Source organism: Micromonospora sp. NPDC050276 (genome assembly GCF_044459545.1).
Taxonomy (GTDB): Bacteria; Actinomycetota; Actinomycetes; order Mycobacteriales; family Micromonosporaceae; genus Micromonospora.
The window spans coordinates 89,182-103,853 of sequence record NZ_JBITJA010000010.1 but is presented as its reverse complement, the minus strand read 5'-3'; the positions used below and the strand labels follow the sequence as shown (position 1 = coordinate 103,853).

The 14,672-nt window shown below is 71.6% G+C and carries 14 protein-coding genes; 4 read left to right on the top strand and 10 right to left on the bottom strand.

Going from position 1 to position 14,672, the window contains the following annotated elements:
- Positions 1–69: 69 nt before the first annotated feature.
- The 5 genes from paaE to paaA are packed head-to-tail and all read right to left on the bottom strand — an operon-like array spanning position 70 to position 3,809.
- Complete coding sequence (gene paaE / locus ACIBF8_RS22630; RefSeq protein WP_396785366.1) at positions 70–1,179, bottom strand: 1,2-phenylacetyl-CoA epoxidase subunit PaaE; 1,110 nt, start codon at positions 1,177–1,179, stop codon at positions 70–72.
- Positions 1,176–1,697, bottom strand: coding sequence for a 1,2-phenylacetyl-CoA epoxidase subunit PaaD (gene paaD / locus ACIBF8_RS22625; RefSeq protein ID WP_396785365.1), 522 nt, complete (start codon positions 1,695–1,697; stop codon positions 1,176–1,178). Before paaD ends, paaE begins: the two co-directional genes overlap by 4 nt.
- Positions 1,694–2,419 carry a 1,2-phenylacetyl-CoA epoxidase subunit PaaC gene (gene paaC, locus ACIBF8_RS22620; RefSeq protein ID WP_396785364.1) on the bottom strand — a complete coding sequence of 242 codons (726 nt, stop codon included), beginning with the start codon at positions 2,417–2,419 and terminating at the stop codon, positions 1,694–1,696. Before paaC ends, paaD begins: the two co-directional genes overlap by 4 nt.
- A complete protein-coding gene (gene paaB, locus ACIBF8_RS22615) occupies positions 2,416–2,736 on the bottom strand; it encodes a 1,2-phenylacetyl-CoA epoxidase subunit PaaB (RefSeq protein WP_396785363.1) in 321 nt (106 codons plus the stop codon). The genes paaC and paaB overlap by 4 nt, the downstream gene beginning before the upstream one ends.
- Entirely contained in the window at positions 2,733–3,809 is a 1,077-nt protein-coding gene (paaA, locus tag ACIBF8_RS22610) for a 1,2-phenylacetyl-CoA epoxidase subunit PaaA (protein ID WP_396785362.1), read from the bottom strand. The genes paaB and paaA overlap by 4 nt, the downstream gene beginning before the upstream one ends.
- Before the next feature lie 372 nt (positions 3,810–4,181).
- Between paaA and ACIBF8_RS22605 the strand changes: the two genes are divergently transcribed.
- Together ACIBF8_RS22605 and ACIBF8_RS22600 are read left to right on the top strand one after the other, a co-directional pair.
- A complete protein-coding gene (locus tag ACIBF8_RS22605; protein ID WP_396785361.1) occupies positions 4,182–5,171 on the top strand; it encodes a hypothetical protein in 990 nt (329 codons plus the stop codon).
- Positions 5,171–6,133 (top strand): hypothetical protein, encoded by a 963-nt coding sequence (locus ACIBF8_RS22600; protein WP_396785360.1) that lies wholly within the window; start codon positions 5,171–5,173, stop codon positions 6,131–6,133. The genes ACIBF8_RS22605 and ACIBF8_RS22600 overlap by 1 nt, the downstream gene beginning before the upstream one ends.
- Before the next feature lie 14 nt (positions 6,134–6,147).
- On the opposite strand, the gene ACIBF8_RS22595 is transcribed toward ACIBF8_RS22600, so the two are convergent.
- The 3 genes from ACIBF8_RS22595 to ACIBF8_RS22585 all read right to left on the bottom strand — a co-directional run bounded on the left by ACIBF8_RS22595 (position 6,148) and on the right by ACIBF8_RS22585 (position 9,062).
- The gene (locus ACIBF8_RS22595; protein WP_396785358.1) at positions 6,148–6,999 is read right to left on the bottom strand and encodes a menaquinone biosynthetic enzyme MqnA/MqnD family protein; all 852 of its coding nucleotides are present in this window, start codon (positions 6,997–6,999) and stop codon (positions 6,148–6,150) included.
- Between the two features lie 83 nt (positions 7,000–7,082).
- Positions 7,083–8,435 (bottom strand): MFS transporter, encoded by a 1,353-nt coding sequence (locus tag ACIBF8_RS22590; protein ID WP_396785357.1) that lies wholly within the window; start codon positions 8,433–8,435, stop codon positions 7,083–7,085.
- 42 nt (positions 8,436–8,477) lie between these two features.
- Positions 8,478–9,062 (bottom strand): ArsR/SmtB family transcription factor, encoded by a 585-nt coding sequence (locus tag ACIBF8_RS22585; RefSeq protein ID WP_396785355.1) that lies wholly within the window; start codon positions 9,060–9,062, stop codon positions 8,478–8,480.
- A 435-nt stretch (positions 9,063–9,497) separates the two neighbouring features.
- On the opposite strand from ACIBF8_RS22585, the gene ACIBF8_RS22580 reads away from it, so the two are divergent.
- The gene (locus ACIBF8_RS22580; protein ID WP_396785353.1) at positions 9,498–10,748 is read left to right on the top strand and encodes a DUF222 domain-containing protein; all 1,251 of its coding nucleotides are present in this window, start codon (positions 9,498–9,500) and stop codon (positions 10,746–10,748) included.
- Between the two features lie 742 nt (positions 10,749–11,490).
- A complete protein-coding gene (locus ACIBF8_RS22575; RefSeq protein WP_396785351.1) occupies positions 11,491–13,725 on the top strand; it encodes a HelD family protein in 2,235 nt (744 codons plus the stop codon).
- Here the strand turns inward: ACIBF8_RS22575 and ACIBF8_RS22570 are convergent.
- A complete protein-coding gene (locus ACIBF8_RS22570) occupies positions 13,714–14,325 on the bottom strand; it encodes a hypothetical protein (protein ID WP_396785350.1) in 612 nt (203 codons plus the stop codon). The two genes, ACIBF8_RS22575 and ACIBF8_RS22570, sit on opposite strands and share 12 nt — an antisense overlap.
- Complete coding sequence (locus tag ACIBF8_RS22565; RefSeq protein ID WP_396785348.1) at positions 14,322–14,669, bottom strand: YbaB/EbfC family nucleoid-associated protein; 348 nt, start codon at positions 14,667–14,669, stop codon at positions 14,322–14,324. The genes ACIBF8_RS22570 and ACIBF8_RS22565 overlap by 4 nt, the downstream gene beginning before the upstream one ends.
- Between the last annotated feature and the right edge of the window lie 3 nt (positions 14,670–14,672).

Sequence of the window (14,672 nt, the reverse complement as noted above, 5' to 3'; positions counted from 1 at the left end):
CGCGCCCCTGCCCGGAGGGGTGCTCGGGGCTGTGACTCGCTCCGCACACCCGCGGCTCGGGCGTCGCGGTCAGGCGTCGTAGTCGACCGTGAGCTTGTCCGTGGTCGGGCTGGACTGGCAGGTCAGCACGTAGCCAGCGGCCAGCTCGTCGGGCTCCAGCGCGTAGTTGCGGGCCATCGTGACCGCGCCGTCCACGACCTTCGCCTTACAGGTCGAGCAGACGCCACCCTTGCAGGCGTACGGCAACTCGCCGCGCACCTTCAACGCGGCGTCCAACACCCGCTCCTCGCGCCCCATGGTGAAGCTCGACGACCGGCCGTCCAGCACGATGGTGACGTCGGCTCCGGCACCCGCCTGGTCGGCGGGGCGGCGCATCGGCTCCGGCGGCGCGTCGACGTGGAACAGTTCGGTACGCACCGCCGATTCGGGCAGCCCACGCCCGGTCAGCACGTCCCGGACGTCGACCACCATGCCGTACGGGCCGCAGAGGAACCACTCCTCGATGACCTCGCCCGGGACGATCGTGTCCAGCAGCCGGCTCAGCCGTTCGGCGTCGATCCGACCGGAGAGCAGCGGCGACTCGCCCTGCTCCCGGGACAGCACGTGCACCAGGTGCAGCCGGGTGGGATAGCGGTCCTTCAGGTCGGCCAGCTCCTCGGCGAACATCACCGTGTTCGCCGTGCGGTTGCCGTACACCAGGGTGAAGGTGCTGGCCGGCTCGACGGCCAGGGCCGTCGCGACCAGCGCGAGCACCGGCGTGATGCCGGATCCGGCGACGACCGCGCCGTAGTGCCGCACCCGGTCCGGCGCGAACGCCGTGGTGAAGGTGCCCAGCGGCGGCAGCACCTCGACCGTGTCGCCACCGCGCAACGCCCCGCAGGCGAACGCCGAGAAGGCGCCGCCGGGGATCTCCCGCACCCCGATCCGCAGCCGCCCGTGCCGGGCGAGGTCGTCGGGGGTGGAGCAGATCGAGTACGACCGGCGCACGTCCGCGCCGTCCTCCGCGGCTCGCCGCACGGTGAGGTGCTGGCCCGCGCGGAACGCGAAGGTTTCCCGCAATTCCTCGGGTACGGCGAAGGTCACCGCCACGGAGTCGTCGGTGAGCCGGTCGACGGCGGCGACGGACAGCGGGTGGAAGACCGGCCGGCGGCGGACCGGGCGGGTGATCGTGACAGTCACAGGGCCTTCAGGTGATCGAAGGGTTCGGAGCAGGAGCGGCACCGCCACAGCGCCTTGCACGCGGTGGAGCCGAACCGACTGACCTGCTCGGTGTCCGGCGAGCCGCACTGCGGACAACGGACCGCGAGGGTCAACGACACGGCGCCGGCGGCGCGCACCGGGGCCGGCGGGGCGATCCCGGCGGCGGCGAGCTTCGCCCGCCCACCCGCGGAGATCCAGTCGGTGCTCCACGGTGGGCTGTAGACGGTCTGCACCTGCGCGTCCGGGTGGCCGGCGGCGGCGAGCGCACGGCGGATGTCGGCCCGGATCACGTCCATCGCCGGGCAGCCGGTGTAGGTCGGGGTGATGGTGACGGTGACCCGCCCGCTGGTCGGGTCCTCCTCGACCGCCCGCAGGATGCCCAGCTCGTCGATGGTGATGACCCGGATCTCCGGGTCCACGACGCTCGCGACGGCCTCCCAAGCGCTCGCCCCGTCGGTGCCGTTCGCGACTGCCGGGCTTGCACTTTTCGCGCTCACCAGTGCGCTCCGGGGTGGGCGCGGTGCAACACCTGCATCTCGGCGAGCAGGTAGGCCAGGTGCTCGGTGTGCACACCGGCCCGCCCGCCGGCCGGGACCCAGGCACTGGCCGGCTGGGTGAGCGTCGCCTCGGTCAGCACCGGGCCGACGACCTCGTCGAACGCGGGCCGCAGGGTAGCCGGGTCGACCGGCGCCGCCGGGTCCGCGGCGAACAGCTCATGGGTGTACGGCCACACCTCGTCGACGGCCGACTGCATCCGACGGTGCGACTCCTCGGTGCCGTCACCGAGCCGCTTCACCCACAGCGCGCCGTGGTCCAGGTGGTACGCCGACTCCTTGCGCGCCTTCGCGCCGATCGCGGCCAACCGCTCGTCGGCGCAGCCGGCCAGCGCCGTGTACAGCGGCAACTGGTACGCCGCCAGGAAGAACAGCTTCGCCATCGTCACCGCGAAGTCGCCATTGGGCAGCTCGACCAGGAGTGCGTTGCGGAACTCGCGGTCGTCGCGCAGGTACGCCAACGCGTCCTCGTCGCGGCCGGCGCCCTCCAGCTCACCCGCGTACGACAGCAGCAGGCGCGCCGCGCCAAGCTGGTCGAGGGCGATGTTGGCCAGCGCGATGTCCTCTTCCATCTCGGGGGCGCGGGTGGTCCACTCGGCCAGCCGCTGGGCCGCGATCAGGGCGTCGTCGCCGAGGGCGAGGGTGAAGGCGAAGGGCCCGTTCACAGGTGTGCCACCCCATCCGGCACCTGGTAGAAGGTGGGGTGGCGGTAGACCTTGTCGGCGGCCGGGTCGAAGAAGGCGTCCTTCTCGTCCGGGCTGGACGCGGTGATCGCGCCGGCCGGCACCACCCAGATCGACACCCCCTCCTGGCGGCGGGTGTAGAGATCGCGGGCGTTGCGCAGGGCAAGCTCGGCGTCGGGGGCGTGCAGGCTGCCCACGTGCGTGTGCGACAGCCCGCGCCGGGCCCGCACGAAGACCTCCCACAACGGCGAATGACTCGTCATGCTGGGTTGCTCGGCTTGCTCGCTACGCTCGCTCACGCGGCCACCGTCTCCTTCTGTCCCGCCCGCTTCGCGGCGTACGCCGCGGCGGCCTCGCGTACCCAGCTGCCGTCGGTGTGCGCGGCCCGGCGGTGGGCCATCCGCTCGCGGTTGCACGGCCCGTCGCCGGAGATCACCCGCATCAGCTCGTCGTAGTCCGGCTGGGTGTAGTCGTACGCCTGCCGCTCCTCGTTCCAGCGCAGGTCGTCGTCGGGGATGCGCAGCCCGAGGATCTCGGCCTGCTGAACGCACATGTCCACGAAGCGTTGCCGCAGCTCGTCGTTCGAGAAGCGCTTGATCTTCCAGGCCATCGACTGGGCGGAGTGCGTGGAGTCGCCGTCCGGCGGGCCGAACATGGCCAGCGACGGGTACCACCAACGATCCACCGCGTCCTGGGCCATCGCCTGTTGTCCGGGGGTGCCGTGCGCCAGGGTGTGCAGGATCTCGTAGCCCTGACGCTGGTGGAACGACTCCTCCTTGCAGACCCGGATCATCGCCCGCGCGTACGGGCCGTAGGAGCAGCGGCAGAGCGGCACCTGGTTGACGATCGCCGCACCGTCCACCAGCCACCCGATCGCACCCACGTCGGCCCAGCTCAGGGTGGGGTAGTTGAAGATCGAGCTGTACTTCTGCCGGCCGTCGAGCAGCAACTGGACCAGCTCGTCGCGGCTGATGCCGAGGGTCTCGGCGGCGGCGTAGAGGTAGAGGCCGTGGCCCGCCTCGTCCTGCACCTTGGCCAGCAGGATCGCCTTGCGCTTGAGCGACGGCGCCCGACTGATCCAGTTGCCCTCCGGCTGCATGCCGATGATCTCGGAGTGGGCGTGCTGGGCGATCTGCCGGATCAGGGTCCGGCGGTACGCGTCGGGCATCCAGTCTCGCGGCTCGATCTTCTGCTCGGCGTCGACCACCTCGGTGAAGTACGCCGCCAGGTCCTCGTCCGGCCCGGGTCCACCACGCCGTCCGCGCGCAGCCGCCGCCCGCAGCTCGGCCTCGGCGGCCTCGACCTCGCCCAGCAGGCCGCCGGGCGCCTCTTCCGAGGGACCGTTCGGGGCGGAGAAGTCGTTGCCATACATGAGGCTAAGTGTTACAGCTTGCGCCGCGTTGCACCAGGGGGTGTAACAGGAAAGCGGACGCCCCATCTGTAACCGGATGAGCGCTTTGCGCTACCTGGACGTCGCCATCTCGCCGTGACTTAGGCCACGAAACAAAGGTGAATCCCCACAAGAACCTCATACCGGCCCCATATCCCGCCTTTATCGCAGGTTGCCTAGTGTCGAGTCCTGGCGTCTGGCCGGTCCGGACGTAGACTTCTGCCGGACAACCGATCGAGTGCCACGCATCGACATCTCCACCGAGGCCACCTCCCCCGGCCTCGGCGATCGCACCCGATTCGTCCCGACGACAAGCCGGTCCCCCCGGCCCTGACACCTGGAGCTCACCCACTCATGCGATCTCGCGTGACCCTGGTGCTCGCCATCACGGCGGTCGTGCTCGGCGGCGTCCTACTGGTCCCCACCGCGTACGCCCGACTTGCCAGCGACGACAGCAGCGGAGGCGGCGGAGGCGGTTCGTCGAGCGTCGCCGCGCCCGCACCCACCCCTCCGCCACCGCCCACCCTGGCGGCCGGTCCAGTGTCGGTGAGCTTCAAGGGTGAGTTCTTCTCGTGGGCTCTGCTGGACCGTAAGACGGGCAAGATCTCCGGGTCGCCGAACATGACCGCGACCAGCTCCACCGAGTCGATGATCAAGGCGTGGATCGTCTCCGACTACCTGCGGCAGCTCGGTGACAAGCAGCCGACCGCGACGTTGAAGGAGGCCGCGCGGCTCGCCATCGTCGACAGCAACGACAAGGCCGCCAACGAGGTCTACGCCGCCGCCGGGGGCTCGTACCGGGTACTGCCGAACGGGCAGCCCAGTCCGGTCATCCAGCGGGCGATCAAGATTTGCGGGCTGACCGACACCAAGCGCGGCAACGTACCGAAGTACGAGGGCTACTGGAGCTTCACCCGGATGTCTCCCCGGGACGCGGTCCGGGTCGGCGACTGCATCGCCGACGGCAAGGCCGCCGGCCCGAAGTGGACGAAATGGGTGCTGGACCAGATGAGCAAGGTCACGGGCACCACCGCGGCCAAGGACCAGAAGGCCTCGTCCGGTGGTGGCCGCTGGGGGATCATCGACGGCCTACCGAAGTCCATTACCGCCCAGGGCCCGGTCAGCATCAAGAACGGCTGGACCCCCATCTACGGCGACGGCAACTGGCACGTCAACTGCCTCGCCGTCACCGGCAAGTGGAGCCTCGCGGTGATGCTGCGCTACCCGATCAGAACGGGTCTGGACTACGGCGCGAAGGTCTGCGCCAGTGTGGCCACCCAACTGGTGACCCCGCAGCCGGGCGCCGCGCTCAAGGTGCCGCAGCAGCCGGTCGGGAAGCTCTGATGGCCGGCAACCGTCGGCAGGACCGGCGCGGCGGCGGCGAGGCGTCACCGCTTCGGTTGATCGCCATCGCGGTCATCCTGATCGGGCTGGTGCTGGTGTCGCTGCGGCTGCTGCCCGGCTCACCGTTCGAGTCCCCCGCCGCGGCCAAGTGGGGTGACGCCGGTTCCAGCACGAGCGACCGTCCCACCGGGGCGGGCACCGACCGCAGCGCCCGCCAGCCGTCCTCGCCGTCACCGAGCCCCAGCCCGTCGCTGGAGCCGCTGCCGTTCGTGGCCAAGGACCTCAACCTGGACATCGAGGGCTGGTACTCGTGGAGCGTCCTGGACCGCCGAACCGGAAAGATCATCGGCTCCAAGAACATGGGCGAGACCAGCACGACCGCCTCGATGATCAAGTCCTGGATCGTCGCCGACTACCTTCGTCGCGCGGCTGACGCCGGCCAGACCCCGAGCGACGCGAAGCTCGCCGACGCCACGCGGATCATCCGGGACAGCGACAACACCCGGGCCGAGCAGTTCTACAACCTGGTCGGCCGGGACGCCTCGATCAAGCGGCTGATCTCCATGTGCAAGCTGACCGACAGCAGCGTCGCCCCCGACGGCGGCTGGAGCCGGACGGCACTCTCCCCTCGGGACACCGCCCGGATGGGCAACTGCATCGCCACCGGCACGGCCGCCGGGCCGAAGTGGACCAAGTGGCTGCTCAACGAGATGAAGCTGGTTCGCGGCGCGGGAGACTTCGGTATCCGCAAGGCATTCCCGGCCGCCGAGCAGAAGCAGATCGCCATCAAGAACGGGTGGATCGACCGGACCAGGGAGCAGGAGATGCACATCAACTGCCTGGCCATCGGCGACACCTGGACGATGGGCGTGATGGTCAAGTACCCGATCAACATGGGCTACGACTACGGCATGAAGAACTGCGAGAAGATCACGGAGGCGCTGCTCCGCCCCGGCACCTGAGCCGCCGGCAGCGGTCAGCCGGCGAAGAACTCCGGGCCGCCGTCCGGCAGTGCCGGGGCCTCGCCGATGGCGGCGGCCCGCCGGGCCCACTCGCGCAGCCCGGCGACCTGCCGGTCGCCCAGCGAGAAGTCGAGAGTCCGGAAGTACGTGGCCAGCGTCGCCGCGTCGAACGTCTCCCAGCGGGCCGCCGCCTCGGCGACCTGGTCCAGCTCCGCCAGGCACAGGTCGCGCGAGCGCAGGAAAGCCTCGTGCACCTCCTTGACCAAACCCGGGTGGGCGGCGGCGAAGTCGCGGCGGACCGCCCAGACGGCGAAGACCATCGGCAGTCCGGTCCACTCCCGCCACGCCTGCCCGAGGTCGGTGACGGTGAGGCCCTTCTGCGGCGCCTCGTAGTACGCCCGCAGCGCGACGTCCCCGATCAACACCGCGGCGTCGGCCTCCAGCAGCATCTGGGTCAGATCCGGCGGGCAGCGGAAGTAGTCGGGGCGCACGTCGTACCGCTCGGCGAGCAGCAACTGCGCCAGCATCACCCCGGTGCGCGAGGTCGAGCCGAGCGCCACCCGCGCGCCGTCCAACTCGGCGAGGGGTCGGGTGGAGACCATGTTGACCGAGAGCACCGGCCCGTCGCTGCCCACCGCCAGGTCCGGCAGGAGCAGCAACTCGTCGGCGTGCTTCAGGTACTCCAGCAGCGTGATCGGGCCGATGTCGAGGTCGCCGGCGACCAGTGCCGCGCTCAGCCGGTCCGGCGAGTCCTTGTGCAGGTCGACGTCGAGCAGGGCACCGGAGCGCATCAGACCCCAGTAGATCGGCAGGCAGTTCAGGAACTGGATGTGCCCGACCCGCGGGCGTGCGATGCGCTCAGCCATGGCCCGACGGTATCCCCGGTGTCCGGCTTCGGCTCGGCGGGCCGGCCCGGAGTGGCCAAGCCCGCACCTGACCCGGCTGCTGGTCAGCTGACCCGGCTGCCCGTCGGTGCCTCGACCGACCTGGCCGCCGGCCCCGGCCGGGCTTCGTTCGGGTCGACCAGCGACGACCGTCGTACCACCCGGGTCACGACCGGCACGAAGACCAGCACCACCAGCACCCCGACCAGACCGGCACCGGCGATCAGTGGCCGAGGTGGCACGGCCGCGAGCAACGCGCCGCCGATCAGGAAACCAGCCATCGAACCACCCTGTACCGCCGCGCCATAGCTGGCGTACGCCCGAGCGCGCATCGCTTCCGGCACCCTCCGGGCGGTGAGCAGGTTGGCGAAGACGTTGTCGCCGCCGTTGGCCGCGCCGCCCACCAGCCAGAGCGGCACCAGCACACCCGCCGCCGGTACCGTCGCCGCGAGCAACACCATCAGGCTGCACACGGCCAGGGTGGCCAGCACCCCACGCACCAAGGCGCCGTCGTCGTCGAGCCGCTTGGCCAGTCGGGCGGCGAGCCAGCCACCTGGCAGCATGCCGGCCATCCACGCGGCACTGACCAGGCCGTACGTGGTGGGCGAACCGTCCAACGCCTCCCGGATGAAGAAGACCTCGATCACATTGATCCCGCCGATCGCCGCGATCACCACGGCGGTGCTCACCACCATGACGAGCATCAGCGGGTCGCGTCGCAACCGCCAGTCGAGCTGCGTACCCCCGGGAGTCGCCACGCCGCCCGGCACGGCCTGGCTGATCACGACGGCCCGGCTACTCCCGGCGGTCCGGCTGCTCCCGGCGGCCCGGCTGTCGGGCCGCCGGCCGCCGCGTCGGGTCCGCAGCAGCAGGCCCGCGACCACGAGCGCCAGGTAGGTCGCGGCATCGATGAGCAGCGGTACGCGGGTGCCGAACTGCCCCACCAACAGGCCGGCCAGCACCGGGCCGCCGAGCGCGCCGAGCGAGACGGCGGTCTGACTGATCGCGCTTGCCCTCGGCAGGTCGGCTGGTCGGACCATCGCCGGCAGCAGTGCCGCCAGGCAGGGTTGAGTCACCGCGAGCCCGCAGGCCAGCAGCGCGACGAGCCCGACCACCAGGACCGGTTGCTCGACGACGGCGAGGAGCGCGCAGACCGCGGCCTGCACGACGCCGACGGCCACCAGCAGGGTACGGCTGTCCGCCCGGTCGGCGAGTCGGCCCGCGAGCGGGGCGAGCACCACCAGGGGCAGGGTTGCGGCAAGCAGCAGCCCCGAAACGGCCAACCCCCCGGCGCCGGCACCCTGCAAGGCCAGCGCCAGAGCGGTCGCGGCCAGGAAGTCGCCACAGATCGTGGTGCCCCGCGCGGCGGCCGAGAGCCAGACATCCGACCAACGCGATTCCCCAGTTGCGAAGGACATGCTTCGAAAAGAATCCTTCACAACTGGTTCATGCAAGCTCAGCTATGCCAGCGGCACCGTCCGGTACTGCACAGCGACAGTGCGCGCCCCCGGCGGCACGTCACCCTGCCGGCGTCGCGGGTGGTACGGCCGGATCAGCGCCAGGACCGCCGCGTTCAGCTCGGCCAACTCCTCGGCAGTGAGCAGCAGCAGCGTGTCGTTGAACAGCGCGTTGTCGTACCACTCGGCGGGCTCGTCCCCGGCCCGCCGCGACCAGTCCCGAATCCGTTCCATGGCCCGGACCGCGTGCGCCTCCACCAACGCCTGCTCGGCCGCACGCGCCGCCGGCCCGGCCGCACGCCCCGCGTCGACCATCCAACTCGCACTCGGCACGCGCCATACCCGCTCGCGGGCATCCCCCCTGCTTGGCGCCTGCTCGACCAGGCCGAACTTGGCCAGGGCCCGGAGGTGGTAGCTGGTCGCACTCGGCGACAGCCCGACGATCTCCGCGCACTCGGTGGCGGTGCCACCGTTCTCGCCGCTGCTCAGGTATTCCATGATCGCGATCCGAGCCGGATGAGCCAGCGCCCGCATCACCTGCGGGTCACTGATCGTCATCCGGGGCGGATCGGGGCGGGCCTCGGTCATAGGCCCATGATCCCGGCAGGCCCGCCAACCTGCCATCACCCCCACGTCCCGCTCGGACCACCGCGCGTCGGCCACGCCAACAATCGCCGTCCGGAAGGCAGGTGGATGGGCCGCTGCGCCGGGCGGCGCGTTTTGCCTCGGCGGCGGCCTACACAGCGGCCAACCTGGCACGGCGGCCAACCGGGGCACGGCGATCGACCTGGCACCTACACAGCGGTCGACCTGGCACGGCCGTCGACCTGGCGGGCGCGGCTCGCCTCGGCGCGCCGCCCGCCACAGGCAGGCGGGTCGGTAGCCGGCTTGATCAGTCCGTAGGACACCTCGACGCGGACCCACTGGCGCAAGGTGGACGGCCCGCAGCGATCGACGAAACCCGTCTCCATTAATCGATCAACGCCAACTAAAAGTGTCGTACATCAGTTCTATTCTGTCGTCATGTTGAGAGCGTTGGAGCAGGTGGGCGGTGCGGTCGACGACTGCGCCGAGACTGCGCTCTGGGGGCTCTCCGACGGCGAGCTGCTTGCTTCCCTCGACGCGACTCAGGTGCTGGCGCAGCGGTTGGCCGCCGTTCAACTCGGTCTGGTCCGCGAGTTGGACGCTCGCGGGGTGGCGGTTGCCCAGGGCGCCTCGTCCACAGCCGTCTGGCTGCGGGATCGGCTCCGGCTCTCCGGTCGCAGTGCGCGCCAGCTGGTTCAGCTCGCCGCCACCATCGACGCTGCCCCGCCAGCAGTGCGCGAAGCGCTGCTCAGCGGTGCGATCACCGTCGAGCAGGGTCGGGTGGTGGCCGAGACGATCGCCGCGCTCCCGGCGGAAGCCGGCCCCGCAGTGGCGGACAAGGCCACTCAACTGCTGGTCGCCTGGGCCGACCGTTTCGATCCGACGAGTTTGAGCCGGCTCGGCGAACGCGTCCTCACGCACGTCGCCCCGGAGCTGGCCGACCAGGCTGAGCTGAAGGCTCTGGAACGGGCCACCGAGCGGGCCGAGGCCCGCCGGCATGTCACGCTCTCCGAGCAGCAAAACGGGCAGGTACGCCTCAGCGGCAACCTCGACACCGAAACCGCGAGCCTGCTGCGCGAGGCGATAGATCCGCTCTGCGCCCCAGCCGGTGAGCACGATGACCGCAGTCCTGGTCAGCGGCGCGCCGACGCGTTGGGCGAGGTCTGTCGACTGGCGCTGCGCACCGGTCAGCTGCCCGACAACGGGGGCGATCGTCCTCAGCTGGTGGTGACCGTGTCGCTGGACGAGCTGGTCAACGGCGTACGCGCCGGGACGCTGGAGACCGGCACGCGCCTCACCCCCGGGGCGGTCCGCCGCCTGGCCTGCGACGCCGGCGTACTGCCGGCAGTGCTGGGCGGCAACGGCCAGGTCTTGGACGTTGGTCGCCAACGCCGGCTCTTCACCGGTCCGCTGCGGCGCGCGCTGGTCCTTCGGGATGGCGGTTGCGCCTTTCCTGGCTGTGATCGGCCGCCGAGGTGGTGCGACGGTCACCACATTCGCCACTGGGCCGACGGTGGTGCGACGGCGCTGGGCAACGCGGTGCTGCTCTGCGGCTACCACCACCGGTTCATCCACCGCGGCGACTGGACGGTCCGGATCGCGGCGGACGACCGACCCGACTTTCTACCGCCCAGCTGGCTCGACCCGCTGCGCACACCACGTCGCAACCTCTACCACCGGCGCTGCTGACATCGGCGGCAACGCCAACGCCGCCCCGTCACCACGACCGCCGCCACGACCAGCCAGACGGCTGGCCGCCGCCTGCGCGCCAACAGTGGGCGGCCAAGCAGGCCGGCAGGCCGGCAGGCCAACGGCCCACCGGCACAGCGCCCAGGGGCACCGCAGTCCAGCGGCACTGCGGCCCAGCGGCCCAGCGGCGCTGCCGCCCAACGGCCAGCGGCACCGCAGCCCACCGGTGCGGCCCAGCGGCCCAGCGCCCAATGACCAGGCTTGTCGTGCCCGGCGGTCCGATCTACCGGTACGGCGACACCTCGGCGCTCCGCGACACAGGATCTAACCCATCCGCCACCGCTCCGCGTGCGCTCCCGCCACGCCCAGAAGGCCGCAACAGATCAGCGGCACAGCAGGCCAGCAACCCAGCAGGCCGGCAGCACCGCAGCACCGCAGCACCGCAGCACCGCAGCACCGCAGCACCGCAGCACCGCAGCACCGCAGCACCGCAGCACCGGCATGACACCACCTCACGCACGCTGCCTGGGGAACCTGCAGCCGCTCTCACCTGTGACACGCCAGCTCGGATGGGTGGTCGCATCGGTAATTCGCTGGATGCGGCGGGCTGGGAAGCGTAGGGTTGCAGGCCGCTTGACGGCCGAGGTGAGCTGCACCGGAACGGACGTCTTCGCGCCGGGCGGCCGGCCATCCGCCCCCGGACACGCGAGCGCGCAGCAGATGTGAACGATGGGACGTCAGCATGCCCGCACTTGATCTCGACGGCCACCGCGACAGCCACCTCGACACCAACCCTGACATCCACCTCGACGCGGATCTGGCCGCCGAGCGCGCGCACCTCGCCACCTCACGGGCGGCGCTGGGCCGGATGCGGGAGAGGGCCGAGTCCCTCTTCGCCACCGGCGATCAGGTGGCCGGTGACGCGTACGCGGCGGAGACGCTTGGTCGCACCCTGGCCCGCCGGGTCGCCGAACTGGCCGACGACCCGACCACGCCGCTCTTCTTCGGCCGCCTCGACTTCGCCGGGCACACGCACAGCCGGACCACCGACAGCCGCGCCACCGACAGCGGGCCCACCGACAGCCGCGCCACCGACAGCGGGCCGACCGACAGCCGCGCCACGAACGACACGACATCGACCGGCACCAGCCCGCATGACACCACCTCGCACGACAGCAGCGGTGGTCATGACGGTCGGCGGTATCACGTGGGGCGGCGGCACGTGACCGACGAGCGGGGCGAGCCGTTGGTGCTGGACTGGCGGGCGCCGGTCTCCCGGTCGTTCTACCGGGCCAGTGCGCGGGATCCGCAGGGGGTGGCGGTCCGGCGGCGGTTCGGGTTCAGCAACGGTGTGCTGACCAGCTTCGAGGATGAGCGGCTGGATCGGGGCGAGGAGCTTGGTACGGCAAGTCGGATCCTCACCGCCGAGATCGAACGTCCGCGTGTCGGGCCGATGCGGGACATCGTCGCCACGATTCAGCCGGAGCAGGACGAGTTGGTCCGGGCTGATCTCGCCGACTCGATCTGTGTGCAGGGTGCGCCGGGCACCGGCAAGACGGCGGTGGGCCTGCACCGGGCCGCGTACCTGCTCTACCTGCACCGGGAGCGGTTGCGGCGGGCGGGCGTACTGATCGTCGGGCCGAACCGGGCGTTCCTGTCGTACATCGCGGCGGTGCTGCCGGCGCTGGGTGAGATCGAGGTCGAACAGGCCACGGTGGAGGAGTTGATCGCCCGGGTGCCGGTCCGGGCGGTCGAGGCGCCGGCGGTGGCCGCGCTCAAGCACGACGTACGGATGGCGAGCGTGCTGCGGCGCGCGGTGCAGGCACAGATCGGCGCGCCGGCCGACTCGATCACCGTGTCAGACGGCTCGTTCCGGTGGCGGATCGGGCTGGAGCCGTTGCATCGGATCGTCGAGGAGACCCGCCGGGAAGGGCTGCCGTACGGCACGGGTCGGGAACGCGTCCAGGCGCGGGTGGTGAGCCTGCTGCAACGGCAGGCCGAGGCGCGGCGCGCGGAGTCGCCCAGCGATGCCTGGCTTCGCCGGATGAGCCGCTGCCGGCCGGTGCTCGACTTCCTGGACGCGGTCTGGCCGGCGCTCACCCCGGAAGGGCTGGTGCACGGCCTGTTCTCTGACCCGGGCCGACTCGCCGCCGCGGCGGATGGCCTGCTCAGCGACGCCGAGCAGGCGCAGCTGCTCTGGGCCAAGCCGCCCCGCACCCCGAAGGCGACCCGCTGGACCGCCGCCGACGCGGTGCTGATCGACGAGGCAACCGGGCTGCTGGAGCGCCCCTCCGGTTTCGGGCACGTGGTGGTGGACGAGGCGCAGGACCTCTCCCCGATGCAGTGTCGGGCCATCGCTCGGCGCAGCGAGCACGGCTCGATCACGCTCCTCGGTGATCTGGCCCAGGGCACCGCGCCGTGGGCCGCCACGGACTGGCGGGAATCCCTTGCCCACCTGGGCAAGCCGGACGCCGTGGTGGTCCCGCTGACGGTCGGTTTCCGGGTGCCCGCCGCGGTGGTCTCGTTCGCGAACCTGCTGCTCCCGGCGCTCGCGGTGGACGTACCGCCGGCTGAGTCGCTGCGCCACGACGGCGGCCTGGACGTGCGTACCGTGACCGACCTGACCTCGGCGACGGTGGCCGAGGTGCGCGCGGCGCTCGCACACGACGGCTCGGTCGGTGTGATCGCCGCGGACGACGCGGTCGACGGCCTGCGCGCGGCGCTGGCCGACGCTGGCGTCGAGACCGCGACCGCCGACGACGTGGCGGCCGCGGAGCGGGTCACCGTGGTGCCCGCGACGCTGGTCAAGGGCCTTGAGTACGACCATGTGGTGGTGGTCGAGCCGGCCGCGATCGTCGCGGCCGAACCACGCGGGCTGCACCGGCTGTACGTGGTGCTCACCCGGGCGGTGTCCCGGCTGGCGGTGCTGCACCAGGAGCCGCTGCCGGCACCGCTCGTCGGCGGGTCAACCGGCTGACAGGGCCGCCGCGACCTCCCGCAGCGGGCGACCGGAGTCGGCCAGCGACACGTGGAACGACAGCCAGGACCCGTCGGCGAAGTCGATCCGCAGCCGCTTCCAGTTCAACCGGTACCGGCCGAACCGGGCGGTGGCGGTGGTGCGCGGCACCGACCCGAGCAGTTCGATGTCGGCCTGCGCCCGTTCGTCCGCGGCCGAGTTGGCGAGCAGGCCGACGGGCGCGGTCGCGCCGAGCAGCAACCGCTGGTCGGTGACCGCCAGCACGATGCCCCGGACGCCGGAACCCTTCGCCGCCACGGTCAGGGCGTGGTGCAGCAGGGACGCCTGCGAGCCCGGTTCGCCTCGACCCCCGACACCGAAGAAGAGCCAGTCCACGGCGCTGTCCGCCCGGCCGAAGGTGATGTTCGGCGACAACACGTTGAGCAGAACGCCCAGGAAGCCGGGCCCACCTGAGGCCGGGGGCGCCGTCGGTTGCGGGGGTGGCGCCGGGGTCAGCCCGCCGCCCGCTCGAACCTTGGCCACCGCCTGCACCCGCTCTCCGGCCGGTAGCAGCTTGGTGATGCCCTCGACGTACCGTTCCTGACTCCCGTCGACCGTCATCGGTGCCCCTCGTGGTCGCCGGATCGGCGCGGGCCGGCTCCCGGCTCGCCGATGACCTCACCGACCAGCTCACGGACCCGGGCCGCGGCGGCCTCCTGCGCCCGGTTGGCGGCTGCGGTGAACTCCTCGGCGAGGCTGTAGGAATCCAGTCGCATCGCCCGTGCGTTGAGCTCCGTCGAGACGATCTTGCCGTCCGCGGCGGCGGTGACCCGCACCAGGCCGGAGTCGCTCGCCCCCTCGGCGCTGGTCTGCTCCAGCTCCCCCATCCGGTCGGCGAGTTGCCGCTGCCAGCCGTCCAGGTTACGAGCCAACGCCTCGATTCGGTCCAGGCCGGGAAAGGTCATGGC

Coding starts and splice junctions, on each gene's coding strand:
- paaA (WP_396785362.1), bottom strand. CDS start 3,809: ATGTATGGCAACGACTTCTCCGCCCCGAACGGTCCCTCGGAAGAGGCG.
- ACIBF8_RS22605 (WP_396785361.1), top strand. CDS start 4,182: ATGCGATCTCGCGTGACCCTGGTGCTCGCCATCACGGCGGTCGTGCTC.
- ACIBF8_RS22600 (WP_396785360.1), top strand. CDS start 5,171: ATGGCCGGCAACCGTCGGCAGGACCGGCGCGGCGGCGGCGAGGCGTCA.
- ACIBF8_RS22595 (WP_396785358.1), bottom strand. CDS start 6,999: ATGGCTGAGCGCATCGCACGCCCGCGGGTCGGGCACATCCAGTTCCTG.
- ACIBF8_RS22590 (WP_396785357.1), bottom strand. CDS start 8,435: ATGTCCTTCGCAACTGGGGAATCGCGTTGGTCGGATGTCTGGCTCTCG.
- ACIBF8_RS22585 (WP_396785355.1), bottom strand. CDS start 9,062: ATGACCGAGGCCCGCCCCGATCCGCCCCGGATGACGATCAGTGACCCG.
- ACIBF8_RS22580 (WP_396785353.1), top strand. CDS start 9,498: ATGTTGAGAGCGTTGGAGCAGGTGGGCGGTGCGGTCGACGACTGCGCC.
- ACIBF8_RS22575 (WP_396785351.1), top strand. CDS start 11,491: ATGCCCGCACTTGATCTCGACGGCCACCGCGACAGCCACCTCGACACC.
- ACIBF8_RS22570 (WP_396785350.1), bottom strand. CDS start 14,325: ATGACGGTCGACGGGAGTCAGGAACGGTACGTCGAGGGCATCACCAAG.
- ACIBF8_RS22565 (WP_396785348.1), bottom strand. CDS start 14,669: ATGACCTTTCCCGGCCTGGACCGAATCGAGGCGTTGGCTCGTAACCTG.